Here is a 26,466-nt window from a genome sequence, read left to right on the forward strand (position 1 = left end):
ACAAAGCTCGGTTACGAGTTAAATCATAAGTCCGGGTCCCCTTCGTCTAGAGGCCTAGGACACCGCCCTTTCACGGCGGTAACAGGGGTTCGAATCCCCTAGGGGATACCAATTTTAATCAAAGTTTATCGAAACTTTGGTTAAAGACAATAAACCACCTTAAGGTGGTTTTTTTGTGTCTGAATTTTGAATATTAAATCGAGATCTCCCCGATTCATTTACGAGTCATACGCCCCGAGTTATTTGCCGAATTTACCCAACAATTCAAACCATCCACATTAAGATAAATAATGCTTCGAGAGGCTTACTTAGTGTGGTGAAGTTATTCTGTTCAATCGTGTGATAAGAATTATTTAAGTGTTTTCCTGCTTAACCTTGCGCTAATCCAGAGCTAAAACTCACCTTTCGGATTGTTCAGTGTGTTGGCACTTTGAATGCTGCCACTTTCAATACTGATAAGTTGAATCGTTAAGCGCGATTTATCTCTTGTTTCCAATCGTTCAACGAGTGAAGTTTGAAGTGAGTCGTTCACACGGTCGCCATTGTAATAGATGAATCGTGTATTACTGCGTGAATATGAGGACGAGTGTAAGAGTGAAGCTTTGTGGGAAGAGGGCAGAAGTAGGCGGAAACTTATTTGAGATAAAAAAGGCGACACTCACTGCTGAGTGTCGCCTTTCGTCATCTTACCTTTGGCTTAGTCTACACCTAAGAATCCACCGGTTTGGTGGGCCCATAATTGAGCATAAATACCGCCTGCGGCGATGAGTTCATGGTGCGTGCCTTGCTCAACGACTCGGCCTTGATCTAATACAATTAACCTGTCCATCGCGGCAATAGTAGAAAGTCGATGGGCAATCGCGATCACTGTCTTGCCTTGCATTAATTCATACAAACTTTCTTGGATTGCAGCTTCGACTTCGGAATCTAGCGCAGATGTGGCTTCATCAAGCAGTAAAATGGGCGCATTTTTCAATAAAACCCGCGTGATGGCGATACGCTGTCTTTGGCCACCAGAGAGTTTTACGCCGCGTTCACCCACTTGGGCATCTAAGCCATGATTACCGTTAGGATCACTGAGTTCCTGAATAAAGTCATAGGCTTGAGCTTGTTTAATCGCGCGATCAAGTTGCTCTTCACTGGCACTGGGATTGCCGTAAAGAATATTCTCGCGAATGGTGCGGTGCAAGAGGGAGGTATCTTGGGTCACCATGCCAATTTGCGAACGCAGTGAATCTTGCATAACCATCTTGATGTCTTGATCATCGATATTAATCTGACCTTTTTCAACATCGTAGAATCGCATTAGTAGATTCACTAGGGTCGATTTACCCGCGCCAGAACGCCCCACTAAGCCAACTTTTTCACCTGCTTTAATATTCAAATTCAGATCTTCAATCACGCCAGTCTGCTCACCGTAATGGAAACACACTTGGTTGAAATCAATCTTGCCATGATTGACGACCAGCGCCTTGGCGTTTGGCTCATCTTGGATGATCGTTGTTTTCGATAAGGTGTTCATTCCATCGGTAACCGTGCCGATATTTTCGAATAACGAACTGATTTCCCACATTATCCACTGTGACATGCCGTTTAAGCGCAGTGCTAAACTGACCGCAATGGCGATGGCGCCGACCGTGATTGCGCTATCGGTCCATAGGGCTATCGATACTGCTGCAATACTAAAGGCCAACAGATAGTTGATGATTTGCACGCTGACGCTGATGCCCGTCACTAAGCGCATTTGGCGATAAACCGTGTCTAAAAATATCCGCATACTGGATTTGGCGTATTCGGCTTCTTTCTGTGTGTGGGCGAATAGCTTCACTGTGGTGATGTTGGTATAGCTGTCGACGATACGGCCTGTCATGGTTGAGCGCGCATCGGCTTGCTCGGTAGAGACACTTTTTAGTCTAGGCACAAAGTACCATTGCAGACCAACATACAGTGCAAGCCAGACGAGCATAGGTATGACTAAGCGCAGATCAGCGCTGGCGATCATCACTAGCATAGAGGTGAAATACACTAAAATGTATACCAACACATCGAGCAATTTCATCACAGTTTCGCGCACGGCTAAGGATGTTTGCATCACTTTCGTGGCGATTCTGCCAGCAAAATCATCTTGATAAAACGATACACTTTGTTTTAGCAAATAACGGTGTGCAAGCCAGCGGATCGACATAGGATAATTGCCGAGCAAGGTTTGATGCATGATAAGCGCATGCAGTAATACCAAGATTGGCATCACAATCAGCACCATGCCCCCCATCAGCATTAAGGTCGTGCCTTCGTCTTGAAATAAGGTTTCGGGATTTTTTTTCACAAGCCAATCCACTAATTGGCCCATGAACCCGAACAGTGACACTTCAAGCATGGCCAGCATGGCGGTCAGCACTGACATTAAGATCAGCGGCAGTTCGTAGCCCTTAGTGTAGTGGCGACAAAAAGCATAAACCCCTGTGGGTGGTTTAGTGGGTTCATCATCGGGTAGGGCTTCAACCCAGGATTCAAATCGTTTAAACATGAATTAACTCTATGGTGAGATAAAAAATAGTCGGCTCTAGCATATAGGATTTCATGCCCTAAAAGCATTGAAATGATTGAGTTCCGTTTTCCGCTAGTGCTACATGCTAGTTTTACGTAAAGTAATGAACAAGAAATTAATTGTGAGCGAATATTGTCGGGCGTGATGAAAAATGAGTGCAGATAGAGTGTCTGAGAGTGCGATTAAGCGTGATGAAATAGATTCGGTGCATTCGCTGGAGTCCTATTCGGGGCAACTTTCTGCGTCCATTTGCCGTGAGGCGAGGATGAGCCGCGATCCGCGGTTTGATGGTAAGTTTTTTGTGGGCGTATTAACGACCGGCATTTATTGCCGAACTGTGTGTCCCGCCGTCGCGCCAAAAGAGCAAAATGTGCGTTATTTTGATTCGGCCATTAAAGCCGCGCAGGCGGGATTACGCCCATGTTTACGTTGTCGGCCCGACAGTGCGCCGGGATCGAATCCTTGGAAGGGGACTGGCACAACGTTAGCGAGGGCCATTAGCTTAATCGAAGCGGGCGCCTTAGCGGGAAAATCATCGGGAGAGCCAGCCTCGACAGTAACACAATTGGCTGACCGATTAGGGATCAGCAGTCGTTATCTCAATAAGCTCTTTACCGAAGGCTTTGGCACTTCGCCAAAACAATATGCCTTATATCGGCAGTTACTGTTTGCTAAACAATTATTGCACCAAACCCAATTACCTATCACTCAAGTCGCGATGGCGGCAGGTTTCAACAGTATTCGCCGTTTCAATGAGGCGTTTAAGCAAACCTTGCAATTGACGCCAACGCAGTTAAGAAAGAGTGCATTAACCAAAGCGGCAAAGGAGTCCATGATTGAGCCACTAACAGGATTATGTGAGATTGATACTATGGGTGAATTTGTGCCGCACTATGGATTAACCTTGTATCAGTATTATCGTCCGCCATTGGATTGGACATCACAGCTGGCGTTTTATCGATTACGTGCGGTAACAGGGATGGAATGGTTCACACCGCAGATGAGTCATCCACAAGCGAGCGATGTCGTTGGCGATGAGGCGTCCGTGGTAGATGAGGCCAAAGCTGGCGATAATGGGCTCGAATATGGTCGCTGTTTTGCCCTAGGTAAGATGCGCGGCACAGTGCACATTATCCATGAGCCTAAGCTAAATCGCTTCAAACTCGCGATAATGTTGACCGAAGACTCTCCTGTCGATGAGCTGCAATTGCTGGTCACTGAAGTGCGACGCATTTTAGATCTCGATGCGGATATGCTGCTGATTGAACAAGGCTTAAGTGCGCTACCAAGTTTAGGATTAACACCGTTTTCGGGATTACGCATTCCCGGTGCAGGCTCCTTATTTGAGGCGGCCTGCCGTGCGATTTTAGGCCAGCAAGTGACGGTAGTGCAGGCGACTAAGCTACTTAATCAATTGGTTGAAGCCTATGGCGAGCGCTTTAGTCTCAATGGTTGCGAGTATCGTTTATTTCCTACTCCCGAGGCCATTCGTGAGGCGAGTCTAACAGAGCTAAAAATGCCCGGCGCTCGTAAATTAGCCCTCAATGCGCTCGCGGCGTTTATCTGCGATCATCCTGAGGCGAGTGTCGATGATTGGCTCAGCGTTAAGGGCATAGGTCCTTGGACAATCGCGTATGCTAAGCTTCGCGGTTTGGGCGATCCCAATGTGTTTTTGCATACCGATTTGATTGTTAAAAAGCATTTGCTGGCCTTGTATGGCAAGACCCATAGGCTGGATGAAGCCGCTGTGGGTGCGCTTAACTACCCGAAGCTGTGTCAGCAACTGAGTCAAGAAATCGCGCCTTGGGGCAGTTATTTAACCTTCCAGCTTTGGCATCAATAACCATCAAGCCGCCTCACATTTAACTGCTAGTTTAAAAAGATGATTTAGCGTTAAGTTAAGAACCAATTTAGAACCAAATTTAGAGCAAACAAAGAGACAGATTATGAAACATGCGATTCGTCAATTGAGCCAAGCGCCGAGTATTGCTGCGTATCAGCCCTGTGCCGTAGATACTTTTATGAGTCCTGCCGGAATATTGCAGTTAAATGCCAATGCCTATGGGCTGAGTCATTTAACGGTTATCGGCTCGGATCGCACTGAGATTGCGCTTGCTAAGGTGAGTGAGGATGCCCTCAATCAAGCTAAGGCGCATATTAGTGAAACTCAAGTGCAGCTCGCGCGTTATTTTGCAGGTGAACTGATTGAATTTAATTTAAAGCTCGCACCTAAAGGCACTGAATTTCAGCGTGAAGTTTGGCAAGCTTTGCTCAATGTAGATTATGGTCAGAGCTGCAGCTATGGGCAGATTGCCGAGCAAATTGGTCGGCCTAAGGCGGTGCGCGCCGTGGGCGCTGCCAATGGTGCCAATCCCATTGCGATTATCGTGCCTTGCCATAGAGTGATAGGCAAAAACGGCAAGTTAACGGGTTACGCCTATGGGCTTGCGATGAAACAGCAGTTATTAACGCTGGAAACTGCCAAGCATTGCCTCGATATTTAAGCTAGAATAGCCGCCTATTAAGATATTGGTGAGCAGTTAAACTTTCTATGACTCAGGCTTCTTCCTCTGCGGCAAGCTTTGCCCAACTCGGCATTATTGCACCTCTGCTAAATCGATTAACCGAATTAGCGTATGTTTCGCCTACATCAGTACAGGCGGCGACGATCCCCGCTGTGCTTGCGGGGCGCGATGTGTTAGCCGGTGCTAATACGGGCTCGGGTAAAACGGCAGCCTTTGCCGTGCCGCTGTTGCAACAACTTGTTGAAGCAAAAACAGAAGATAAGACAGGCGTTTATATTCGTTGTTTGGTCTTAGTCCCTACCCGTGAATTAGCACAACAAGTCGCTGACAGCTTTCTGTCCTATGCCTCACATCTCAATGGCAAGCTAAAAATTGTCGCTGCGTTTGGCGGTGTGTCAGTCAATGCGCAAATGCAGAGCTTACGTTCTGGCGCCGACGTACTAGTAGCAACGCCGGGTCGTTTGTTAGATCTGTTGTCCAGTAATGCCATCAAACTTAACCGCGTTAGTGCCTTAGTGCTCGATGAAGCCGACCGCATGTTAAGCCTTGGCTTTACCGAAGAATTAGCCCAAGTGCTCGACGCTTTGCCCGCCAAGAAACAAACCTTATTATTCTCAGCGACATTCCCTGAAGAGGTCCGTGAGTTAACGGCAAAACTGCTTAATAATCCACTTGAATATCAATTGCAAAGTGAGCAAGAAAGCACGATTCATCAACGGGTGATTACGGTTAATCGTCCGATGAAAACCGCATTATTGGCGCATCTGATTAAAGAACATCAGTGGTCACAGGTGTTGATTTTCGTGAGTGCCAAAAATACCTGTAATCACTTAGCGCAAAAGCTGTCTAAACGTGGGATCACTGCCGAAGTGTTCCATGGCGATAAAGCCCAAGGTGCGCGTACGCGGGTGCTCGATGGCTTTAAAAATGGTGAGATCAGTGTGTTAATTGCGACCGATATTGCCGCCCGTGGTATCGATATCGATAAACTGCCTGTGGTGATCAATTTTGATCTGCCAAGGAGCCCTGCAGATTATATGCATCGTATTGGCCGTAGTGGCCGCGCCGGTGAAGCAGGCTTAGCCGTGACCTTGATTTCCCATGAGGATTATCACCACTTTGGCGTGATAGAGAAAAAGAACAAACTTAAGTTAGTGCGTGAGCAAATTGTCGGTTTTGAAGCCGATGATGAAATGCCAGCCGAACTGTTAGAACAAGCTAAACCTGTCGCCAAGCCTGAAGGTATGGGTAAAAAAAAACGTAAACAGTTACCGCCTGCCAATGCTGAATTTTGGGGTAAAAAATCTTAAGTCGTTGGAAACAAGCTATTCTTAGCTTATCTCTGGCGTTCCTTGTCATCTCACTTGTCGTAGGTAAGGTTTATGCAACACTTATTCTGGTTAGTTGAAGGTAAAGTCGCAGGGCGCAGTGGCCCTAATAAAGATCCTTGGGATTTACAAGCGCTCAAAGAGGCCGGTATTGGTGCCATTCTGTCGGTCAATGGGGGCGAGGGCTGCGAGCCGAGTGCGTTTAAGCAGCTTGATTTACGTTACGAATGTATTCCCTTTTCGCGCAATGTGCCGCCCCAAGATGGGGATGTGGCGATTTGTGTCGCTCAGTTGCCTAAGGCACTCGCCTTTATTCAGCAATGTGAAGCCGATGAGCTGCCTGTCGTGATCCATTGTCGCTCGGGCAAGGATCGCACCAGTCTTATCATGGCCTATTACTTGATGGTCAATGGTGCTGCGCCATTACATGCGGTGAGCCAAGTTCGTAATATTCGCGATATCGCTTTTACTGCCGAAGGTTGGGATCAATTTGCCTTTGATGTCTTGTATGCATTACAAGACTAAGCACTTGTCGGCGATTGGCGTCGAACCTATTAATAAATAGGTAATAATAGTTTCATTCGTTTGACCTTAGTCATCAAAATTTTACTGTGTTAAGGTTAAGCTATCCGAAGGTTGTTTTTAGTGAGTTATTTATCTAATTATGAAAAGTAAGGCAAGTCAGTCACAGGGATTACTACTGTTTCGGTTATCACAGACTCAAGTGTTTGCCTTAGGCACGTTGAAAGTGCGTGAGCTGGTGCCGTACACACAGCTAAGCAAAATTCCCCAATCTCATCCGACGATTCTTGGCGCTTCAACGATTCGTGGCCATACGATTCCTATCATAGATATGGCGGCTGCGATTGGCTATCGGCCGATAGCCCCTGAAGAGCGCGAAAAATGCTACATCATCATCACTGACTGTCAGCGGATGATCATTGGCTTTTTAGTGCGTGGTATCGATAAGATTATCGAATGTAATTGGCGCGATATTGAGGCACCTTCTGCCAATTTGGGCAAGAATGCTTACTTGACTGGCGTGACTCGTTTTGAGGACCAGTTAGTACAATTGCTCGATGTTGAGTTATTGCTGTCGAAAATTTTCCCGAATAACCCACAGGCAAATCGGGCAATCTTGACCGATGTGCAGCGTGAGAAACTCAAACCCATGAATATCCTGTTAGTGGATGATTCTAAGGTGGCACGTAAGCAGTTATCCGATGCCCTTGATATGATCAACATCCCTTATCGAGTGACCGCCGACGGTAAAGAAGCCTTAGTCATGATGGAACAAGCGGCACTAGAGCATCATCCCATAGATATTCTGGTGAGTGATATTGAGATGCCGGGACTAGATGGTTACGAACTGGCGTTTGAGGTGCGTGATAATCCACTGACCGCCAAGGCCTACATCATTTTACACACGTCTTTATCCAGCGAAATAAGCGTGAGTCAGGCCCACCAAGTGGGGGCAAATGAAGCGCTGACTAAGTTCGATGCTCACGAGTTGATTGATGCCATGTTGCGTGGTGCCGATTTAGCCATGAAGCAGCGCCAATAAGGCGCTTGTTAGTTTTTTGTATGCTTTTTGCGGGACAAGGGTAATTTAGTTAGCTTATTTCCCCGCAAAACTAGACAAGTCTAGTCACATCCTATAAAAACCTTATTGGCCTCATTTCCGAAGGTGCGCGTTGGGGATCTCAACCGAAATATAATAACGATAGGTTAAACCATGAAACAAGAATCATCATTATTAGCTAAGTTGGCTAATGGCAGTCTCGTATTACAAATCTTATTAGGGATTATCGCTGGTGTGGTGTTAGCGAGTTTTTCACCCGATAGTGCAAAAGATATCGCCTTCTTAGGCAGTTTATTTGTTGGAGCATTAAAAGCGATTGCTCCAATACTGGTATTTATCTTAGTAGCATCGTCGATTGCAAATCAAAAGAAAAATACGCAAACCAATATGCGCCCAATTGTGATCCTGTATTTATTGGGGACCTTTGCCGCGGCGTTAACTGCTGTGATTTTAAGCTCTATCTTCCCCACGACTTTAGTTTTGGTTGCTGGTGTGGAAGGTACAAGTCCTCCACAAGGTATTGGTGAAGTGATCCATACCTTATTATTTAAACTGGTCGATAATCCAGTGAATGCGTTAATGACGGGCAACTATATTGGTATTCTTGCTTGGGGTGTGGGTTTAGGTTTAGCCTTACATCATGCTAGCGATTCGACTAAGCAAGTATTTGCCGACATGAGCCACGGCATTTCGCAAATGGTGCATTTCATTATTCGTTTAGCACCTATTGGTATTTTTGGTTTAGTTGCTGCGACGTTTGCTGAAACCGGTTTTGCCGCAATTGCGGGTTATGCGCAGTTATTGGCTGTGTTATTAGGTGCGATGGCCATTATTGCCTTAATCGTTAATCCTTTAATTGTTTACGTGAAGATTAAACGTAATCCCTATCCGTTGGTATTTCGTTGTTTGCGTGAAAGTGGCGTGACGGCATTTTTTACCCGCTCGAGTGCGGCGAATATTCCGGTGAATATGGCGCTGTGTGAAAAATTAAATCTGCATGAAGACACTTACTCAGTCTCTATTCCGTTAGGTGCCACCATCAATATGGGCGGCGCGGCGATCACTATTACGGTATTGACCTTAGCTGCAGCGCATACCTTGGGCATTCAAGTCGATTTACTCACCGCATTGTTATTGAGCGTTGTCGCCGCTATTTCGGCTTGCGGCGCCTCGGGTGTAGCGGGTGGTTCATTACTGTTGATCCCACTGGCTTGTAGCTTGTTTGGTATTTCTAATGATGTCGCCATGCAAGTGGTCGCTGTCGGCTTTATTATTGGTGTGGTTCAAGATGCAGCCGAAACCGCATTGAACAGCTCTACAGACGTTATCTTTACCGCTGCCGCTTGTGAAGCCGCTGAGAATAAAGCTAAACTGAGTTAACGAGTGCTGTTATTCGTATTGAAAAGTATTATGGAAGCAGTCACTTAGGTGGCTGCTTTTTTTATGGGAGTCGTTATGATCTTTTTTGATTTTAGAGTGCTAGATGCTGCAAAGCCCTGGTATGGGATAAATGACACTGTGATGGGCGGTTTGTCTCGCAGTAAGATGACGGTGTCACCTTTAGGCTATGGTGAGTTTAGTGGCCATGTATCGCTGGCCAATGGCGGCGGGTTTGCTTCAGTGCGTTGTGAGTTTAACCCTATTGATGTCAGTGGGTTTACTGGGATCTATGTCGAACTCGATGGCGACCGACCTAAAGATTATAAAGTGAATTTAAAGGATATCGACACACCACAAAGTACGGTTTATCAAGCGCCTATGCCAGCGCCAAGTCATCAAACGTTTGGTGTGAGTGGCGCTAGAGTCATGAATTGGCAGCGGATAGAAATTCCCTTCAGTGACTTCTTGCCCCAATGTCGGGGTAAACCGATTTCCCGAGTGGCAATGGATTTAAGCCAAGTTTGTAGTCTAGGGTTAGTGATTGGTGCCCAGCAGAGTGGTGATTTTTCTTTGAAAATCAAAGAAATTGGCTACTATTAGCGTTTATAGGTGGTTTCTTATCATGAGTTTTTTGCCCCTAATTGCTTGTCCCTTATTGCTTGCTATTGATGGTGCGGGCATCACTAGGCTTCATTTAAGAAAAAGGATAAGGCCGAGGCACTTATCCTTATGGTGAACCCATCATAATGAGTTTGGCGAAAGCCGCTGCTTAAGCGCCTACAATCCCTAAGGGGTTGGCCGTTTGCCACGCGCCGCGGGTAAAATCTGGGAAGGTGACTGAATTACTGCGGTTATTGACTGAATGTTCACTTAAGATATTCACCACCGACCAAGACGCACCATCGTACACATCCTGATCTAAGGCCTCGCCATTGCGCAGGCAATAAATCATGCGCCATAACATCACAAAATCCATGCCGCCGTGGCCGCCGTTAATCTCAGCTTCTTTGCCTATGCGTTGCCACAGAGGGTGATCATATTTGTCATACCACTTTTGCATGTCCATATCCCACTCGTGGTAACTTTGACCAAAGCCACCATTTTCGACGGCGATACGATTCGGGAAACCCGCAAACACGCCATTTGTCCCTTGGATTAAATTGTGGCGACTGTAAGGTCTTGGGCTCGTCGTGTCATGCTGCACCATGATGGTCCGGCCCTTAACGGTCTTAATCAGACTGGTATTGATATCCCCATTGATGTACTTGAGCTGATTACGCTCATGATCGGCGGGGAATTCACGTTTAGCATAGAGCGCACGGCCAAGAGCGGGCGAACTCATCGAGGTTAGATAATCAAATCTATCACCGCGGTTGATGTTCATATACTGGGAAACTGGTCCTAAACCGTGGGTCGGGTACAAGTTACCGTTGCGCTTGGTATGCCAATAAGTCCGCCATGAGCCCGTCTTATGGTCTATTTCCTTCATCTGCCAACGTAGCTCGTGGATATAAGCGGCTTCACCGTGGAGCAACTCACCAAACACACCTTGGCGTACCATGTTGAGAACCATAAGTTCTTCACGGCCGTAGTTGACGTTCTCCATCATCATGCAGTTTTTCTGAGTGCGTTCAGCGGTATCCACAATTTGCCAGCATTCCTCTACTGTGAGTGCTAACGGTACTTCGACAAAGGCATGTTTACCGCTTTCCATCGTCTCTATCGCCATAGGCGCGTGCCATTCCCATGGAGTAGAAATGATCACAATATCAATATCATCGCGGCTTAAGAGATCGCGATAGCTCAGGTCATTACCTGTATAGACAGCCGGTTTTGGCCGATTCTGTTTAACGATATGATCCACGGCTCTGTCCAGCACCGCTAGGTGAGTATCACAAATAGCTTTAAGTTCAACGCCTTCTAAATGACAGAATTGCTCGACATGGCTAAAGCCACGCTCGCCAACACCGATAAAGCCAACTCGAACCACGTCCATCTTGGGTGCTATGAGTCCGATAACGGATTTACCCGCTTGCGGTTTAGGGGCAACACTACTGGCGTAGGCGTTGAGGGCAATATTGGCTGTGACGAGTCCGGCGGTAGCGGCACCCGCTGCCTTAAGAAAATGACGACGATGAATGTTATGCATAGCGCTTCCTGCTTTATTTTTGTTTTGTAGGGATATTGAAATATCACTTGGTCTTATTTGTGCGGTAATTCACTTATGGGTTATATCAGAAACCCTATTAAAATTGGCAATAAAAGATGTAACAAACCTCATTCATCTAGGAGGATAAGTCTTTTAGCTGCCTTTACTTTAGCGATAAGTAAATAGTGATAAAGATCGCGTTTTTATTTTTAGATTGAGCTACACTGCCGATTAATTAGTCAAAGGTATTTATCTTTTATATTTTAAATATTTAGCAAATTTAAATTAACCAAAAAATTACATTTGACGGGCGATTTGAAGTAATTTGCTGCTGTGGGGAGTAAAGAGTTAAATGGGTTCTATGCTTAATGTACTACCACAACTGACATTCACTTTAGGTGATTGGGTATTGCATAAGGATATCAGGATGTCTGGGATTGAAAAACGCCGTCGCCTTCATTGGCGGGAGACAGATATGCAAAATCGTGAAATTATAGGTCGTTGGTTAGATGGGCGTCCTTTATTGGGTGACAAAATTACCCTCTATAAAGAAGACGATAAATATTTTTTAGAAACTTGGTTTAGCGATGGCTGCCATAGTTTAGATGAAGTCTATATGACGCAAACTCCTGAGGGCCATAAGCTGGAAGATGTTGGCGGCAATTTCTTTGGTGAATTTTTTATCGTGACATCGTCGCAGCAATTACAATTTTGTAATGAGCAGGGCTGTTATTTCCAAGCAGAAAAATTAGCGGCTGATGTCGATTTTGGTCAAGGTATACGCGTCGCTTAAACGACGACAGTCGAATCTGTAAATAACTAAGGTCGCACGATAGCTAAGAGCTAAGTCGCGACCTTTTGCTTTTATGGAATTGTAGCGAGTGGCTTAAGTTATTCAGTAAATGGATGTTTACTGCTAAAAAACAGCGGTTTACCCGAATAGGGATGGGTCAAACTTAAGCTTTGTGCATGTAAACATAAACGCGGTTTGGCCTTGATAACCTCGGCATCACCATAAAACTCATCACCCAAAATCGCATGGCCTAGGGCAAGCATATGCACACGCAATTGATGGGTGCGGCCTGTTTCTGGCGAAAGCTCGACTAAGGTGCTGTTTTCTCGGCGCTCTAATACACGGTAGTGAGTGAGGGCGCTTTTGCCGCCAGTCTCTCCCGCCTGTAGCGTTTTTTGATAGGGCGGATGTTCAGTGTCTGGCACTATCGCGAGGTCAATAATCCCCTGATCTTGCAGCACATGTCCCATCACTTCGGCAATATAGACTTTCTTACTCTGTCTATCTTGAAACTGTGTTTTTAAATGCGACTCCGCTTTTTTATTACGGGCGAACACCATAATGCCCGAGGTCGCGCAGTCGAGCCTATGCACTAAAATCGTTTCTGGATAAAGGGCTTGTAAGCGGGTTAACGCGCAATCGAAGGTGTGAGCCGCTCGACCCGGATTAGATAATAATCCCGAAGGTTTATTGATTATAATCAGATCTCTATCTTTATAGCGTATGTCTAGCCAAGGAACTGCTGGGGGCTGGTAATCAAATATCTGCATCTTGTCCTCATTTTTGCGCGGCCATACTAGCAAAATTTACGCAGGCACACAGCATAATCTCATGCTTGCTTATTCTTAGAGGGGTGAGGGCAAATATTCTACAGGCGTCTTACGGCTCCAAATACGGGTATAAGCCATCAGCTGCGGATAAAAAGTGCGGAACGCGGTTTCGATTTCTATCTGCATTTTATTGATGACTTTATGGGCATCTTTAAACAGTGCGGCTTGCGGATGCTGTTTGGCCACTTGTGCTAAGGCTTGTTGTAATCCTTTTTCGGTGGTGTAGCTGCCTAGCCAATCGGCGCTGCGCATTGTGGGCAAGAGTGTAAATAATGCCTCTGGATGGTATGGATCAACGCCTTGCGTGGCAAAAGCATCTAACGCGTCATAGGCCTTGCTGCTGAATTCATCCAAGGGTTGGTGGTGATATTCTTCCCAATAGTAAGCTAAATAGTGATCGAAACTCACCGCCATGAGTTCTGCTGCTATGCTTCTTAAGGGCGCAGGGAAAGCTTCCATTAATTCAATCGTCAATTCATGGCTGGCGCAGAGGGTATTAATCTCTTGGTTTAGCCATAAGGCTTGGCGTAACTCCATTGGGGCTTGCGCAATTGGCGCTTGAATATAGTTACCTGCTACGTTGGCAGCAAGGTGGGTTTTACTGATGTCGGCGAGATGTAAGTGTGTAAGAAAGTTCATTATTTGTGCTTGGTTAACCACGTCGGTTCACGGTATCATGCACAAGCGCGCTTAGGAAAGCGCCGAAGCTAAAAATGCAGTATTTTTTCACTTTTTATTGATAATGACATTTGATTCGCCGTGAATAATTATGGCTGACTTAAACGTTGACATAGTAATCGATAAGGGAAAGTGAAATAAAATCAATAACCTTTTTTAGGATCATGGATGATGTGGAACTGGTTCACCAAAATGCTTGGTAAAGACGAGCAGCAGAAGCGCAAAAAAGTGCTAATAGAAATCCCCTTTGAACAACACCGTTTCAGCATGGATGACTTTAGTCGCTCGCGGCTAAAATTCGATGCCGATGACAATCAGCCCCAAGATGGCATCAATCCAGTGGAACCCGAGCAAGAAGTGGACACTGGCAATAAGTAATCTTGATCTTATTGGCCTCTAACCATAGACTAGCCGCCGTTCTAAGCTATCTAGAGGCCAATATGCGCGTTGCAGACTTTTCTTTCGATCTTCCCGATGAGCTGATCGCTCGTTATCCTATGGCGCAGCGTAACGCATCCCGTCTGTTAACCTTAGACGGCAACTCTGGCGCGTTAGGCGACAAACAGTTTACCGATTTGCTGGGGATGATTAATCCCGGTGATTTAATGGTGTTCAACAATACCCGAGTGATCCCCGCGCGCATGTTTGGTCAAAAGGCCAGTGGCGGTAAGTTAGAAATTTTAGTTGAGCGTATGCTCGATGATAAGCGCATCCTCGCCCACGTTCGTAGCTCTAAATCCCCTAAAGTGGATTCGTTAATCCATCTCGATGGTGGCTATCAGATGAAGATGGTCGCCCGTCACGATACTTTGTTTGAACTTGAGTTGTTATCCGAGTTAACCATCTTAGAAGTGCTTGAAGCAGTAGGGCACATGCCTTTGCCTCCTTATATCGATAGACCCGATGAAGATGCCGACAAAGAGCGCTATCAAACTGTGTATAACCAAAACCCTGGTGCAGTTGCCGCGCCAACGGCGGGTTTACATTTTGACGATGCCATGCTCGATGCATTAAAAGCCAAGGGCGTGAATGTCGCGTTTGTGACCTTGCATGTGGGCGCGGGAACATTTCAGCCAGTGCGTGTCGATACCATTCTTGAACACAAGATGCATTCCGAGTGGGCGAATGTACCGCAGGACGTGGTTGATTTAATCGCGCAAACCAAAGCTGCGGGTAAACGTGTGGTGGCCGTAGGGACGACGTCAGTGCGCTCCTTAGAAAGTGCGGCACGCGCAAGCCTTGGCGAACTCAAAGCTTTTAGCGGCGATACCGATATCTTTATTTACCCAGGTTATGAATTCCAAGTGGTCGATGCTATGGTGACAAATTTTCATCTACCTGAATCAACTTTGATCATGTTAGTTAGTGCTTTTGCCGGTTTTGATCATGTTATGGCGGCGTATCAACATGCTATCACGCAAAAATATCGCTTCTTTAGCTATGGCGATGCGATGTTTGTGACGAAAAAAGCCCACTAGACCAAGATTTTGTTTTAAAATAGCCGCCCAAAGTGAGATTGTGCGGCAATTTTTTTCGTTAAAAGATTGAACCTTTTAACCCTGTCCCCATCTCTATTGTTAATCAAAATGGCATTAGCCATTAAAAATGTAGTCAGACTGTTTATCTGGCGAGGTGAATTATGAAATTTGAATTAGACACTACCGACGGGCGTGCGCGCCGTGGTCGGTTAATTTTTGATCGTGGCACAGTAGAAACCCCCGCTTTTATGCCGGTAGGAACCTACGGCACAGTGAAAGGCATGACACCGGAAGAAGTTCGTGCCACTGGCGCGGATATTTTGCTCGGTAACACTTTCCATTTATGGTTGCGCCCAGGCGAAGAAATCATGCGTAAGCACGGTGACTTGCATGACTTTATGAACTGGCAGCGTCCTATTTTAACGGACTCGGGCGGTTTCCAAGTGTTTAGTCTTGGCGATATCCGTAAGATCACCGAAGAAGGTGTGCATTTCCGTTCGCCTATAAATGGTGAGAAAATCTTCTTAGATCCTGAAAAATCAATGCAAATTCAAGATGCATTGGGCAGTGATGTGGTGATGATTTTTGACGAATGTACCCCGTATCCTGCCACTGAAGATGAAGCGCGCAAGTCAATGCAGATGTCTTTGCGTTGGGCGAGACGTTCGCGTGATGAATTTGACCGTTTAGAGAACCCTAACTCACTCTTCGGTATTATTCAGGGCGGTGTGTATGAAGATTTACGCGACGAAAGCTTAAAAGGCTTAGTCGATATTGGTTTCGACGGTTATGCCGTCGGTGGTTTGGCCGTAGGTGAGCCTAAAGCAGATATGCATCGCATTCTTGAGCATATTTGCCCGCAAATTCCTGCAGACAAACCTCGCTATCTGATGGGGGTCGGTAAACCAGAAGATTTAGTTGAAGGTGTACGTCGTGGTGTTGACATGTTTGACTGTGTGATGCCAACCCGTAATGCCCGCAACGGTCATCTGTTTACGAGTGAAGGTGTGATCAAAATACGCAATGCGCGTCATAGAGATGACACGTCACCACTTGATACTAAGTGTGATTGTTATACCTGTAAAAATTATTCACGGGCGTATCTTTACCACTTAGATCGTTGTAATGAGATTCTGGGTGCGCGTTTAAACACCATTCACAACTTGAGATACTATCAAATGTTAATGGAAGGTTTGCGCGGTGCGATTGAGACGGGTACATTAGACGCCTTTGTGGCGGACTTCTATACCAGTCAAGGTCGCGAAGTACCAGAGTTAGTCGATTGATTTTTTGCTAATAAGAAGAGAAAAACTATGTTTATTTCAAATGCATATGCAAGCGCTGCCGGCGCACCACAAGGTGGCGGCACGATGGAACTGATTTTCATGCTGGCGATTTTCGGCCTGATTTTCTATTTCATGATTTTCCGTCCGCAATCAAAACGCGTTAAAGAGCACAAAAATCTGATGTCTTCATTAGGCAAAGGCGATGAAGTGTTAACCAGTGGTGGGATTTTAGGCAAGATTGCAAAAATCAGCGACGAAAGCGATTACGTGTTACTGAGCTTGAACGACACAACACAAATCACGATCAAAAAAGACTATATTGCAGCTGTATTGCCTAAGGGCTCTATCCAGTCGTTGTAAGCCAAGAGGGCTCAGGCGTGTTAAATAAATACCCAATGTGGAAAAACATTATGGTGATGCTCGTCATCGCCATAGGTTGTTTCTATGCCGTACCTAACCTTTTTGGTGAAGATCATGCGGTGCAAGTGGTGGCGACTCGAGGTGCTGAAGTAACAGCATCTACCCAAGCCAGTGTGAACGAGCTGTTAGCCAGTAAGAGCATTGCGGTAAAGCGCTCTGAGCTTGAAAAAGGTCAGTTGTTGGTCCGTTTGCAAAATGCGGATCAACAGCTACTGGCGAAAGAAATCATTGCTGACAGTTTAGGTGACAAGTTTACTGTGGCACTTAACTTAGCGCCTGCGACGCCTAAGTGGCTCGAGTCCATGGGCGGCAGCCCAATGAAGCTCGGTCTTGACCTTCGCGGTGGTGTGCATTTCCTCATGGAAGTGGACATGGGCGAAGCGATTCGTAAGATGGAAGAAGCTAAAGTCGCTGATTTCCGTTCACAATTACGTGAAGAAACCATTCGTTATGCTGGTATTCGTGTTAATGCTACTGGAATTGAAATCAAGTTCCGTGATGCTGAAAACTTAGCGACTGCCGAGCGTTTCCTTAAGACTCGCAATAAAGATATGGTGTTCACCGACGCTAGCCGTGGCGAAGATTTCGCGCTGCAAGCTGTGATGAGTGAAGCTTATCTAAAGCAGATTAAAGAAGAAGCACTGCAACAAAACATTACCACAATTCGTAACCGTGTTAACGAGTTAGGTGTGGCTGAGCCTGTAGTACAACGTCAAGGCGCCGAGCGCATTATCGTTGAGCTGCCAGGTGTGCAAGATACGGCTCGCGCTAAGGAAATCTTAGGTGCAACCGCATCAATTGAATTCCACATGGTGGATGACAAAGCTGATCCGAATGCTGCGCAATCAGGCCGTGTACCTGCGGGTTCTGAAGTGTATCAGCGCCGCGAAGGTGGCACTGTGATATTGAAGAAAGAAGTGATGTTGACGGGTGACCATATCACTGGCGCGCAACCTAGCTTTGACCAGTACAGTCGTCCTCAGGTCAGTATCAACCTCGATGCTAAAGGCGGTACCATTTTCTCTGACGTGACTAAAGACAACATAGGCAAGCCTATGGCGACTTTGTTCATCGAATATAAAGACAGTGGTGATCGTAATGCCGATGGCAGCGTTAAGATGCAGAAAATCCAAGAAGTGATTTCTGTCGCGACCATTCAAGCCCGTTTAGGCCGTAACTTTGTGATCACTGGCTTAAGTCATGGTGAAGCACAAAACCTTGCGCTATTACTGCGTGCGGGAGCCTTGATTGCTCCTGTATCAATTGTTGAAGAACGTACCATTGGTCCAAGCTTAGGTGCTGAAAACATTCAAAGCGGTGTGCAAGCTATGGTATGGGGTATGGCAGTTGTCTTACTCTTTATGTTGGTTTACTACCGTAGCTTTGGGCTTATTGCTAACCTGGCTTTAACCGCAAACTTAGTCATGGTTGTGGGCGTTATGTCTATGATCCCTGGCGCTGTGTTAACCCTACCCGGCATTGCCGGTATGGTGTTGACGGTCGGTATGGCGGTTGACGGCAACGTGCTGATTTATGAGCGTATTCGTGAAGAGCTTCGTGCCGGACGTAGCGTGCAGCAGGCTATCCATGAAGGTTATGGTAATGCTTTCTCAACTATCGCCGATGCGAACATCACCACCTTCATCACTGCGCTCATTTTGTTTGCCGTAGGTACTGGTGCGATTAAAGGCTTCGCTGTGACCTTAATGATAGGTATTGCGACTTCTATGTTTACCGCCATCGTGGGTACTCGCTCAATCGTTAACGCGATTTGGGGTGGTAAGCGCGTGAAGACTCTGTCTATCTAAGGGGAAGTGACAATGATTGAAGTTTTATCCTTAAAACATACAGTAAACTTCCTCCGCCATGCACTGCCTATTAGCATTATGTCGGCAGTGTTAGTGCTGGGCTCGCTGATATCGCTCGCAACTAATGGCGTTAACTGGGGTCTTGATTTCACTGGCGGTACTGTTGTTGAAATGGAGTTTACTCAGCCGGTTGATTTGAATGCGCTGCGTGTGCAACTGACGACGCCAGATTCCGAAGGTGCGATCGTGCAAAACTTCGGTTCTAGCCGTGACGTACTTGTACGTTTACAGGTGAAAGAAGGCGTTAAGAGCGATGTGCAGGTTAAGTCTGTCATGGAAGCCGCACAGAAAGTTGACCCACAAGTGCAGCAGAAGCGTGTTGAGTTTGTTGGCCCACAAGTGGGCAAAGAACTGGCAGAGCAAGGTGCATTGGCGGTATTAGTTGCGCTGATTTGTATCATGATCTATGTGTCGTTTCGTTTCGAATGGCGCTTAGCGTTTGGTTCTGTAGCGGCACTGGCGCACGATGTCATCGTGACCTTAGGTGTGTTTTCGTTATTCCAATTGGAATTTGACTTGACCGTATTGGCGGGCTTGTTGACGGTGGTGGGTTACTCACTTAACGATACTATTGTGGTATTTGACCGTATCCGTGAGAACTTCCTTAAGCTGCGTAAGAGCGATCCTGAAGAAATAGTTAACATTTCAATCACTCAAACTATGAGCCGTACCATTATTACAACGGGCACGACTTTGGTGACTGTTGTGGCCTTGTTCCTTAAGGGCGGCACTATGATCCATGGCTTTGCGACTGCATTGCTGTTGGGGATTTTTGTGGGTACTTATTCCTCTATCTATGTGGCGAGCTTCTTGGCCGTTAAACTGGGTATCAATCGTGAACACATGATGCCAGTTGAGATTGAGAAAGAAGGCGCAGACCAACCTCCTATGATGCCTTAAAGGTTAATTTGGAGTTAAAAAGCCACCTATGAGGTGGCTTTTTTTTGCATCAATTTTGAGGCGTATCTGACATTCTGCTAGCAAACTCACAAAGTTATAGTCAGTTATGCTGTAAAAAGTGAATGTTAATTTATTTAACAACTGATGTAAAAATCAGCGCTCGACAGCCTCGGCTATTTAGCAGTAGGATGTCGGCAACCCATATTCTAGAGAGTTGTAGCCGTAGGATGTCGCATGGAAGAACGTAAAGTGTTAGTTGCTGGTGGTAATTTATTGCAGGCCCACACATGGAAAGGTTTATTGGAGGCCTGTGGCATTCATGTTGAACTCAGAGGTGAAGCGTTATTAGGCGGCATTGGTGAACTCCCTACTGGGATGCAAAACGTCGAGTTATGGGTAGGTGAGTCCCAATACGCGTCGGCACAAGTTCAATTGAATGCGTTGGATGTTGAAAGTCCGCAATGGCAGTGTGTGCAATGCCATGAGACTAATGAAGGCAGTTTTGAGCTTTGCTGGCAATGTAGCTCAGAGCGCAGCGAAAGCCACAACTAGCCTTTCACTGGCAACCTTCTCAGCTTTGCGGTGAGGCTGAAAGATTGCGTCTGCAGGATGAGAAGATTACACTTTGCTGATAAGCTGACATTCATTATGTCATTCAATATCTTATCTAGGAGTTAGTGATGCAGCATCCCAATGCATTTTCCGCCCTTGTTGACGCTATTCTGCCTAATATCACTGAAGTGACAATCGAAGCTTATCAGGCCGATGACCGCTGGCACCTTGTTGATGTGCGTGAGGATCGTGAGTGGCTGCAAGATCATTTACCCCAAGCGAAACATTTAAGCCGGGGTATTTTAGAGCGTGATATCGAAGCGCGTTTCCCCGATAAAAATACACCCATATTACTCTACTGCGCGGGTGGTGCGCGTTCCGCCTTGGCTGCCCATAATCTGCAACTTATGGGTTACACCCACGTTGCCTCTATGATTGGTGGCTATAAGGGCTGGGTACAGCGTCAACTGCCAGTGGTGCAGGACTAAGCGTTCAGGATCTCATCTAATGCAATATTTTCCCTTGTTTGTCGATACGGTTAATTTGAATGTTCTACTGGTGGGCGCGGGCGATGTGGCTAGCCGTAAGTTAGCACTGCTGACACGTACCGAAGCCAATATCCACGTGGTAGCGCCAGAGGTGAACCCAGAAGTGCAACGTTATGCAGATGCTGGCCGTATTTTGTTATCCCAGCGTGAAGTCGTCCATGCCGACATTCAAAATTATGATTTGGTGTATTTAGCTACGGCAAACGACAGTCTTAATGCCGAGTTAGCGACCTTAGCTACTGCGCGTGGTATCTGGGTTAATGCTGTTGATAATCCCGCCTTTTGCCGCTTTATCACTCCTTCTATTGTGGATCGAGGTCGTTTAGTGGTCGCGATCAGCACTGCGGGCGCAGCACCGGTATTTGCACGCACGATTCGCTCGCGTTTAGAATCTAGCCTACCGCAGTCACTCAAACCGTTATTCGATTTTGTCGCCGATAAACGTGTCGAAGTGCAAGAGAAACTCGATTCAACCTCGAAACGCCGCTTATTTTGGGAGCGTTTTTTCGATACCAATGGCGACCGTTTCGATAGTCGTACCACCGAGCATTACCATAATGCGTTTAATAACTTAGTCAGCCGCGGCGAAATCCTTTTGTTGGATGATGCAACCTCTGTGGACTTACTGCCGCTCGCCGCCATGCCATTATTACAGCGCCTCGATTGGATATACAGCCAAGGGGATTTGAGCGTCGAACTCACTGAACTTGTTCGCCGCGACGCAGATCGCGGTTTTTTACCCGCTTTCAGTGAATTGAGTCAACAGTATGAGTTAGGTACGCGCATGCTACTGGTAGCGGATACGCAAAAAATTAGCTTGCTGAAAGCCCATTTCCCCATGGCTAAACATCTGCGACCCGGAGCGATTTAATTTCTTACCGATTCAGCCTTGGGTTCGATTTAACCTTCTGTTCGATTGCACGTTTTGTTCGATTTCATGGGCGTATTCTATTGTTCGTTTGAGCTAATGCCGAGTCTCAGGTAGACTCGGCAGCCTTATTTTAGGATTTCGCTGTTTCAGGATTTCACTCTGCATTTAGGATGACTATGGCCCTCAAGGCGACCGTGTTTAAAGTCAATTTACAGATAGCCGATATGGATCGGAATTATTACCAAGACCATCAATTGACGCTTGCCCAGCATCCTTCCGAAACCGATGGCCGCATGATGGTGCGTTTACTCGCGTTTATTGTGAATGCCAGCGAAACCTTAAGTTTTAGTAAAGGTCTGTGCGTCGATGACGAGCCAGAGCTATGGGACAAAACCCTATCCGGTGAAATTGATCTGTGGGTTGAGTTTGGTCAGGCCGATGAAAAATGGCTGCGAAAGGCCAGCGGCCGTGCCAAAGTCGTGCAGCTCTTTACCTATGGTGGTCGCAGTGTACCGATTTGGTGGAAACAGAATCAGCAAGCGTTAGAGCGTTATCAGAATTTAAAAGTGTGGAATATTGCCGAAGAGTCCGTCACGGCGATGGAAGCGTTTGTTGGGCGTAATATGGCATTGCAAGTTTCGATTAGTGAAGGCCAAATTTGGTTATCGGATAATGAAACCAGCGTGTTGATTGAGCCTGAAATTCTCAAATATATTGAATAACATGTTTTGTAAAAAAAGAGCCTGCAATTGCAGGCTCTTTCCGTTTATTACTTTTAAGTATCAGTAAGAGTATCGATTTTGATTTATTTGAAGCTCAGTTCCCAGCCATCGATATAACCAACATCACCACGCCCACTGTCTACGACTTTTAACTTCCATACGCCGTTCGAATTCGCACCTGTCATATCTGCGGTATAGCTCTTGTTGATATTGTCTGCACCAAGACCTGTGTTGTTATGCAGGGTAACCGTTTTTCCTGAAGGGCTAATCAGCTGCACTTTTAAGTCACCAATGTAAGGGTGGACTATGTTCACGACTGCAGTCACAGTACCTGAATCACCTGTGCGAGTAACCGTGATTGGGCTAGTGATCCCCGCCGCTTTGTTATCAGGAATATTATAGTTATCAGCATTGGTATAGCTCGTTGGCGTACCGCCGCCATTAGACGCTGTGTAGTTCGCCGTTAACGACACACCAGTGAAAGCCGAATCGCCTTTCACCATGGCATAGTAAGTGCCTGATTGTACATTGGTGATTGGACAAGACTCACTATTGCCACTTTTATACGGACGGCAATCGTAATTAGTGGTGGTTGGCGCCGCGCCATATTGCACATACAAGTCCGCATCACCTGTGCCACCGTTCATCACAAAGCCTAGGTTCGTTGCACCTGCTGGAACTTCAAATGAAAAATGTAATTCTTCACCTGTTGCGCCTGCTAAACCTGTTTTCGCCACACCGTTCACCAGAACACTATCGCCCGGTTCAGTTGGATCGACAGGACCCGTTGGACCAGTACAAGATGCGTCTAGGAAGGCTTTTGCTGCAACTGCATTAACTAAACCGTAACCATAGTAATTGTCACGACCTGCAGTTCCGAGATCTTCGGCGGTCATTTTCAATGCGTTACGGACTTGCGCCGCACTACATTCTGGGTGGTAGCTCCACACTAAGGTCGCAACACCTGACACATGCGGTGTCGCCATAGATGTACCATTGTAGTACTCGTAATCTTTATTGCCTTGGTTGCTGACAGTGACTGTGGCGCCCAGTTGATTGCGCAGTGCTAAGCCTGTTGCACGATCAACAGATACAGAAACCATATTGATTTCGTTGTTAGCATCGACAAGGAAGGGGTTTTGTAAGCCGGGTAATGCCGCGTTACTGTAAACAATCGTCGCACTGGCACCTGCATTCTTACAGGCTTTAGCTGCGTTAATTTCAGGGTAGCTAGTGCCTTGATTACCAACACGTTCCACTAAACAAATCTTATTGGTCATGTTGCCGCAGTTGAAGCTTGTGCCGCTAACGGTACATTCTGCCAAAGTTGCAGTGCTGGTACCGTTAAATGGTGCGGGGACATAGCTGCTACCAGAAGGTATCAGGCGATTGTGCGGTACGACACCTGAGTCAAAGTAAGACTGATTGCCGATAGTGATATCGGCTAAACGGCCTTCGCCACGGGTAACAGTCGATAGAACTGCTTCACCAGGGCCAGATATTTCCACTTGGTTGGTGTATTGGGAGAATGCTGAGTGGTCTTTATGGCTATCCACAGAGGCGACAGACATGACGCCATCGTAGGATGCTGGGTAGCTGTGAGTGCTATTCCCATCGTTACCCGCAGCAGCAATCAGGAGAACACCATTATTATAGTGGGCGGCCAGAGCGTTACGCTCAGTGGTGCTAGAACCTGAACCACCTAAACTCATAGTGACAACATTGGCGCCATTGGTGACACAAGTGTCTACGGCAGCGACTAAGGATGAAGAGTAGCCCCAGCCAGATTCATTAAACACTTTGATCACATGAATATTGGCATTTTGATTTGGCATAACGCCGATCACGCCATCATTGTTAGCAATCGCCGCAATCGTCCCCGCAACGTGGGTACCGTGGGCGTTATTATTGCCCGGCTCAAACCAGTTACCCGTGCCTGAGTTATTGGTCCCTGTGACATTGTTGCCACCTAAGTCGCTGTGACTACGGTCGTAGCCTGAGTCGATAATACAAATAGTGCGGTTGCCCGCTTGGCTGTCGCTTAGCTGGGTTGCTCCTACAAAAGTTTGGCCCCAAGGCGTACTTTCACTTAGAAAGCGGCGTGGCATATCTTCTTCGACATATTCCACATCAGCACGGGTTTTTAATGCATTGATCCCTTTGGCATCGAGTTTCACCGAGTAGCTGTTACTGCGGCCGATACGCTTCATTTCCTTCGCTTGTACTTTATTTAATGCGGTATGTTGGGCACTGATTTCAGCCATTTGTGGCTGATAATTCATTGTGGTTGGTAGCGTATCTGTTGTCGCGTCATTGAGTGACTGCAGATCACTCGTTGATTGCACACTATTGGCTGACATGATGGCCGCGGCATCAGTGTTTTTAAACTTCACAATGTAACGCTTTGGCAGTGGGGAGGTTTGTGCTTGTAATGCTGCGGCAAAACCTGGGGCTTGTGGTGCTGCTTGTACACCAGCTGAGATCGCAATAGCTAAGCTTGAAAGGCTTAACGCTATTTTAGTGGTTCTGTTGATTGTCATGTTCTTCTTCCATGGTCAATTTAGTGTTAATCATTATTATTTTATGTTTCATAAGAATAACTACGACTCAGATGCTACTCGGTTAGTGAATTTATCTGCGACCACGTCATTTGTAAATCAATTGTTAACGGTATGGCGGTTGGTAAGTGTTTAGATTTAATAGTCATTTATAGTGCATATAAATTCAAGTTGTAACGATTTGTAACCAAATTTTATTAAAATATTTGTTTTTTTATGTGATAAACGTGAATAAGTGAATACGAATTTACGACTTCATATGAGGGCTTTTGATTGATTTTACCGTTATCAATGCATTGAAATTTATATATATATTTTTTTGTAATTAAAAATAACAAAAACAAACTTTAAGTTTTCATCATAATGATAATATTTTCTCAAGTGATTGATTATGCGAAATTGTTGCAAAAGGCTGTCAATAGGGTGGCAGTTGCCAATTGATTGACTTTACTTAGGCTTTTGGGAATACGGGTGTTACTTATTTTATAGAACTACTAAAAAATCCTGTGCTCTTTCGTCCACAATGAATCTGGTAAGAACCTATTAATCCCCCCCCTGCTTAATTTCGATATTTTATTTAGACAATAAAAAAGCGCCCTAGGGCGCTTTTAGCCGTTAAGCCTTGAATGGCTAGAGCGAGGTGAGAGTACTAAAGTGATTTATTCTTACTTCCCCACACTAGAGCCAATTTGATGGTAGTGAATTATTTAGCGGGCACTTTTTGCACTTCAACTAAGGTGGAATAGCCGCCACCATTATAGGTTTGGGTGTATCCGGCAGCGACTAAGGCTTCGGTCGCAATACTGCTACGACGACCGCTGCGGCAATACAAGACGACGGGAGCATCTTTGGCGATGCCACGCTTAGCAAACTCCTCTGTCACTTGCTCAAAGGGAATATTGACCGCATTCGCTAAATGACCTTCGGCAAATTCTTCAGGCGTTCTAACATCGAGCACCATAGCGCCTGCGGCAATTTTATCCCATGCGATTGCAGGATCTTGGTCGGCGGCGCTGGCTATCATGGGCATTAGCAGCAGTGGCATGAGTACCAGTGATTGCAAGCTTAATAGGGCTAAGCGCATTAGACTTTGGCCACGGGTTACGAGGTTGTGGGTCACTTTATCTCTCCTTGACGGCTTTTCGGCACGCTTGTATTAGCCAAGCGTGTACTTGCTCACCTAACTCTTATCTCTTATCTTAACTCTTAAGTAGTGACTGTATGTGGTTTAGCTTTGTTTAGCAATTTCAGCCTCTGATTTTACACCCAATTTGCGTAAAACCATGGCGGCAGGACAAAAACCGGTAAAAGCACTTTGGAATAGGTTAGCGCCAACAAATGCGGTTAACCACAGAAAGTTGTGGTGCACATAGGCGGTTAACACCAGTGACAGTAACACCATCAATCCGGCAAAAGCCATAATACTGCGTTCTAATGACATACCTTACTC

Annotated in this window: 26 protein-coding genes and 1 tRNA gene; 19 read left to right on the plus strand and 8 right to left on the minus strand. The window is 46.1% G+C overall.

Features of this window, described 5'->3' with window-relative positions; genetic code table 11:
- Positions 1–35 precede the first annotated feature (35 nt).
- Positions 36–111 (plus strand) — tRNA-Glu (locus KO537_RS08770).
- Between the two features lie 280 nt (positions 112–391).
- Here the strand turns inward: KO537_RS08770 and KO537_RS08775 are convergent.
- Positions 392–532, minus strand: a complete 141-nt coding sequence (locus KO537_RS08775) for a hypothetical protein (RefSeq protein WP_219234270.1) — start codon at positions 530–532, stop codon at positions 392–394.
- A gap of 165 nt (positions 533–697) precedes the next feature.
- Positions 698–2,527: an ABC transporter ATP-binding protein gene (locus tag KO537_RS08780; protein WP_219234271.1), complete on the minus strand. Its 1,830-nt coding sequence runs from the start codon at positions 2,525–2,527 to the stop codon at positions 698–700.
- Positions 2,528–2,699: 172 nt separating this feature from the next.
- Between KO537_RS08780 and KO537_RS08785 the strand changes: the two genes are divergently transcribed.
- The 7 genes from KO537_RS08785 (at position 2,700) to KO537_RS08815 (ending at position 9,963) form a co-directional block, all read left to right on the plus strand.
- Positions 2,700–4,391 carry an Ada metal-binding domain-containing protein gene (locus KO537_RS08785; protein WP_219234272.1) on the plus strand — a complete coding sequence of 564 codons (1,692 nt, stop codon included), beginning with the start codon at positions 2,700–2,702 and terminating at the stop codon, positions 4,389–4,391.
- Between the two features lie 103 nt (positions 4,392–4,494).
- The gene (locus tag KO537_RS08790) at positions 4,495–5,052 is read left to right on the plus strand and encodes a methylated-DNA--[protein]-cysteine S-methyltransferase (RefSeq protein ID WP_219234273.1); all 558 of its coding nucleotides are present in this window, start codon (positions 4,495–4,497) and stop codon (positions 5,050–5,052) included.
- A gap of 47 nt (positions 5,053–5,099) precedes the next feature.
- Positions 5,100–6,383 (plus strand): DEAD/DEAH box helicase, encoded by a 1,284-nt coding sequence (locus KO537_RS08795; protein ID WP_219234274.1) that lies wholly within the window; start codon positions 5,100–5,102, stop codon positions 6,381–6,383.
- A gap of 72 nt (positions 6,384–6,455) precedes the next feature.
- Positions 6,456–6,926, plus strand: a complete 471-nt coding sequence (locus KO537_RS08800) for a dual specificity protein phosphatase family protein (protein ID WP_028761083.1) — start codon at positions 6,456–6,458, stop codon at positions 6,924–6,926.
- A gap of 139 nt (positions 6,927–7,065) precedes the next feature.
- Positions 7,066–7,965 carry a chemotaxis protein CheV gene (locus KO537_RS08805; protein ID WP_028761082.1) on the plus strand — a complete coding sequence of 300 codons (900 nt, stop codon included), beginning with the start codon at positions 7,066–7,068 and terminating at the stop codon, positions 7,963–7,965.
- Positions 7,966–8,136: 171 nt separating this feature from the next.
- Positions 8,137–9,363, plus strand: a complete 1,227-nt coding sequence (sstT, locus tag KO537_RS08810; protein WP_113941009.1) for a serine/threonine transporter SstT — start codon at positions 8,137–8,139, stop codon at positions 9,361–9,363.
- A gap of 75 nt (positions 9,364–9,438) precedes the next feature.
- Positions 9,439–9,963, plus strand: a complete 525-nt coding sequence (locus KO537_RS08815; RefSeq protein WP_173243988.1) for a CIA30 family protein — start codon at positions 9,439–9,441, stop codon at positions 9,961–9,963.
- A 169-nt stretch (positions 9,964–10,132) separates the two neighbouring features.
- Here KO537_RS08815 and KO537_RS08820 read toward each other — a convergent pair whose 3' ends face one another.
- On the minus strand, positions 10,133–11,512 hold the full coding sequence (locus KO537_RS08820) for a Gfo/Idh/MocA family oxidoreductase (protein WP_168824295.1): 1,380 nt from the start codon (positions 11,510–11,512) through the stop codon (positions 10,133–10,135).
- Between the two features lie 352 nt (positions 11,513–11,864).
- Here KO537_RS08820 and KO537_RS08825 point away from each other — a divergent pair, with 352 nt between their 5' ends.
- Positions 11,865–12,305, plus strand: coding sequence for a hypothetical protein (locus KO537_RS08825; RefSeq protein ID WP_131523165.1), 441 nt, complete (start codon positions 11,865–11,867; stop codon positions 12,303–12,305).
- A 98-nt stretch (positions 12,306–12,403) separates the two neighbouring features.
- On the opposite strand, the gene KO537_RS08830 is transcribed toward KO537_RS08825, so the two are convergent.
- Positions 12,404–13,075 carry a pseudouridine synthase gene (locus KO537_RS08830; protein WP_028761077.1) on the minus strand — a complete coding sequence of 224 codons (672 nt, stop codon included), beginning with the start codon at positions 13,073–13,075 and terminating at the stop codon, positions 12,404–12,406.
- A 75-nt stretch (positions 13,076–13,150) separates the two neighbouring features.
- Positions 13,151–13,774: an acyl carrier protein phosphodiesterase gene (locus KO537_RS08835; RefSeq protein WP_173243991.1), complete on the minus strand. Its 624-nt coding sequence runs from the start codon at positions 13,772–13,774 to the stop codon at positions 13,151–13,153.
- Positions 13,775–13,981: 207 nt separating this feature from the next.
- Between KO537_RS08835 and KO537_RS08840 the strand changes: the two genes are divergently transcribed.
- The 10 genes from KO537_RS08840 to KO537_RS08885 all read left to right on the plus strand — a co-directional run bounded on the left by KO537_RS08840 (position 13,982) and on the right by KO537_RS08885 (position 22,458).
- Positions 13,982–14,191: a hypothetical protein gene (locus KO537_RS08840; RefSeq protein ID WP_105252070.1), complete on the plus strand. Its 210-nt coding sequence runs from the start codon at positions 13,982–13,984 to the stop codon at positions 14,189–14,191.
- A gap of 62 nt (positions 14,192–14,253) precedes the next feature.
- The gene (gene queA / locus KO537_RS08845; RefSeq protein ID WP_198572755.1) at positions 14,254–15,291 is read left to right on the plus strand and encodes a tRNA preQ1(34) S-adenosylmethionine ribosyltransferase-isomerase QueA; all 1,038 of its coding nucleotides are present in this window, start codon (positions 14,254–14,256) and stop codon (positions 15,289–15,291) included.
- A gap of 161 nt (positions 15,292–15,452) precedes the next feature.
- Positions 15,453–16,577 (plus strand): tRNA guanosine(34) transglycosylase Tgt, encoded by a 1,125-nt coding sequence (tgt, locus tag KO537_RS08850; protein ID WP_006082277.1) that lies wholly within the window; start codon positions 15,453–15,455, stop codon positions 16,575–16,577.
- A gap of 27 nt (positions 16,578–16,604) precedes the next feature.
- Positions 16,605–16,937: a preprotein translocase subunit YajC gene (yajC, locus tag KO537_RS08855; RefSeq protein ID WP_007649452.1), complete on the plus strand. Its 333-nt coding sequence runs from the start codon at positions 16,605–16,607 to the stop codon at positions 16,935–16,937.
- A 17-nt stretch (positions 16,938–16,954) separates the two neighbouring features.
- Complete coding sequence (gene secD / locus KO537_RS08860; protein WP_113941670.1) at positions 16,955–18,805, plus strand: protein translocase subunit SecD; 1,851 nt, start codon at positions 16,955–16,957, stop codon at positions 18,803–18,805.
- A 12-nt stretch (positions 18,806–18,817) separates the two neighbouring features.
- Complete coding sequence (gene secF, locus KO537_RS08865; RefSeq protein ID WP_173243997.1) at positions 18,818–19,765, plus strand: protein translocase subunit SecF; 948 nt, start codon at positions 18,818–18,820, stop codon at positions 19,763–19,765.
- A gap of 234 nt (positions 19,766–19,999) precedes the next feature.
- Complete coding sequence (locus KO537_RS08870) at positions 20,000–20,317, plus strand: DUF2007 domain-containing protein (protein WP_028761071.1); 318 nt, start codon at positions 20,000–20,002, stop codon at positions 20,315–20,317.
- Positions 20,318–20,445: 128 nt separating this feature from the next.
- Positions 20,446–20,805: a rhodanese-like domain-containing protein gene (locus tag KO537_RS08875; protein ID WP_131523169.1), complete on the plus strand. Its 360-nt coding sequence runs from the start codon at positions 20,446–20,448 to the stop codon at positions 20,803–20,805.
- 19 nt (positions 20,806–20,824) lie between these two features.
- Positions 20,825–21,736, plus strand: coding sequence for a bifunctional precorrin-2 dehydrogenase/sirohydrochlorin ferrochelatase (locus KO537_RS08880; RefSeq protein ID WP_219234275.1), 912 nt, complete (start codon positions 20,825–20,827; stop codon positions 21,734–21,736).
- A gap of 176 nt (positions 21,737–21,912) precedes the next feature.
- Complete coding sequence (locus KO537_RS08885; protein ID WP_219234276.1) at positions 21,913–22,458, plus strand: YaeQ family protein; 546 nt, start codon at positions 21,913–21,915, stop codon at positions 22,456–22,458.
- Positions 22,459–22,541: 83 nt separating this feature from the next.
- On the opposite strand, the gene KO537_RS08890 is transcribed toward KO537_RS08885, so the two are convergent.
- From KO537_RS08890 to KO537_RS08900, 3 genes are all read right to left on the minus strand, one after another.
- Positions 22,542–24,998: a S8 family serine peptidase gene (locus KO537_RS08890; RefSeq protein ID WP_219234277.1), complete on the minus strand. Its 2,457-nt coding sequence runs from the start codon at positions 24,996–24,998 to the stop codon at positions 22,542–22,544.
- A 721-nt stretch (positions 24,999–25,719) separates the two neighbouring features.
- A complete protein-coding gene (locus KO537_RS08895) occupies positions 25,720–26,136 on the minus strand; it encodes a rhodanese-like domain-containing protein (RefSeq protein WP_219234278.1) in 417 nt (138 codons plus the stop codon).
- 108 nt (positions 26,137–26,244) lie between these two features.
- Positions 26,245–26,457 carry a DUF2892 domain-containing protein gene (locus KO537_RS08900; protein WP_105252075.1) on the minus strand — a complete coding sequence of 71 codons (213 nt, stop codon included), beginning with the start codon at positions 26,455–26,457 and terminating at the stop codon, positions 26,245–26,247.
- Positions 26,458–26,466: the final 9 nt, after the last annotated feature.

This window comes from Shewanella sp. NKUCC01_JLK, assembly GCF_019345615.1.
Classification (GTDB): domain Bacteria; phylum Pseudomonadota; class Gammaproteobacteria; order Enterobacterales; family Shewanellaceae; genus Shewanella; species Shewanella oncorhynchi.

Excerpts from the sequence above, each read along its gene's own strand:
- yajC (WP_007649452.1), top strand. The coding sequence starts at position 16,605 with ATGTTTATTTCAAATGCATATGCAAGCGCTGCCGGCGCACCACAAGGT.
- KO537_RS08820 (WP_168824295.1), bottom strand. The coding sequence starts at position 11,512 with ATGCATAACATTCATCGTCGTCATTTTCTTAAGGCAGCGGGTGCCGCT.
- sstT (WP_113941009.1), top strand. The coding sequence starts at position 8,137 with ATGAAACAAGAATCATCATTATTAGCTAAGTTGGCTAATGGCAGTCTC.
- secF (WP_173243997.1), top strand. The coding sequence starts at position 18,818 with ATGATTGAAGTTTTATCCTTAAAACATACAGTAAACTTCCTCCGCCAT.
- KO537_RS08805 (WP_028761082.1), top strand. The coding sequence starts at position 7,066 with ATGAAAAGTAAGGCAAGTCAGTCACAGGGATTACTACTGTTTCGGTTA.
- KO537_RS08780 (WP_219234271.1), bottom strand. The coding sequence starts at position 2,527 with ATGTTTAAACGATTTGAATCCTGGGTTGAAGCCCTACCCGATGATGAA.
- KO537_RS08890 (WP_219234277.1), bottom strand. The coding sequence starts at position 24,998 with ATGACAATCAACAGAACCACTAAAATAGCGTTAAGCCTTTCAAGCTTA.
- KO537_RS08885 (WP_219234276.1), top strand. The coding sequence starts at position 21,913 with ATGGCCCTCAAGGCGACCGTGTTTAAAGTCAATTTACAGATAGCCGAT.
- KO537_RS08785 (WP_219234272.1), top strand. The coding sequence starts at position 2,700 with ATGAGTGCAGATAGAGTGTCTGAGAGTGCGATTAAGCGTGATGAAATA.
- KO537_RS08790 (WP_219234273.1), top strand. The coding sequence starts at position 4,495 with ATGAAACATGCGATTCGTCAATTGAGCCAAGCGCCGAGTATTGCTGCG.
- KO537_RS08795 (WP_219234274.1), top strand. The coding sequence starts at position 5,100 with ATGACTCAGGCTTCTTCCTCTGCGGCAAGCTTTGCCCAACTCGGCATT.
- KO537_RS08880 (WP_219234275.1), top strand. The coding sequence starts at position 20,825 with ATGCAATATTTTCCCTTGTTTGTCGATACGGTTAATTTGAATGTTCTA.
- tgt (WP_006082277.1), top strand. The coding sequence starts at position 15,453 with ATGAAATTTGAATTAGACACTACCGACGGGCGTGCGCGCCGTGGTCGG.
- KO537_RS08815 (WP_173243988.1), top strand. The coding sequence starts at position 9,439 with ATGATCTTTTTTGATTTTAGAGTGCTAGATGCTGCAAAGCCCTGGTAT.
- KO537_RS08875 (WP_131523169.1), top strand. The coding sequence starts at position 20,446 with ATGCAGCATCCCAATGCATTTTCCGCCCTTGTTGACGCTATTCTGCCT.
- KO537_RS08840 (WP_105252070.1), top strand. The coding sequence starts at position 13,982 with ATGATGTGGAACTGGTTCACCAAAATGCTTGGTAAAGACGAGCAGCAG.
- KO537_RS08835 (WP_173243991.1), bottom strand. The coding sequence starts at position 13,774 with ATGAACTTTCTTACACACTTACATCTCGCCGACATCAGTAAAACCCAC.
- KO537_RS08870 (WP_028761071.1), top strand. The coding sequence starts at position 20,000 with ATGGAAGAACGTAAAGTGTTAGTTGCTGGTGGTAATTTATTGCAGGCC.
- queA (WP_198572755.1), top strand. The coding sequence starts at position 14,254 with ATGCGCGTTGCAGACTTTTCTTTCGATCTTCCCGATGAGCTGATCGCT.
- KO537_RS08800 (WP_028761083.1), top strand. The coding sequence starts at position 6,456 with ATGCAACACTTATTCTGGTTAGTTGAAGGTAAAGTCGCAGGGCGCAGT.
- KO537_RS08830 (WP_028761077.1), bottom strand. The coding sequence starts at position 13,075 with ATGCAGATATTTGATTACCAGCCCCCAGCAGTTCCTTGGCTAGACATA.
- KO537_RS08825 (WP_131523165.1), top strand. The coding sequence starts at position 11,865 with ATGGGTTCTATGCTTAATGTACTACCACAACTGACATTCACTTTAGGT.
- KO537_RS08900 (WP_105252075.1), bottom strand. The coding sequence starts at position 26,457 with ATGTCATTAGAACGCAGTATTATGGCTTTTGCCGGATTGATGGTGTTA.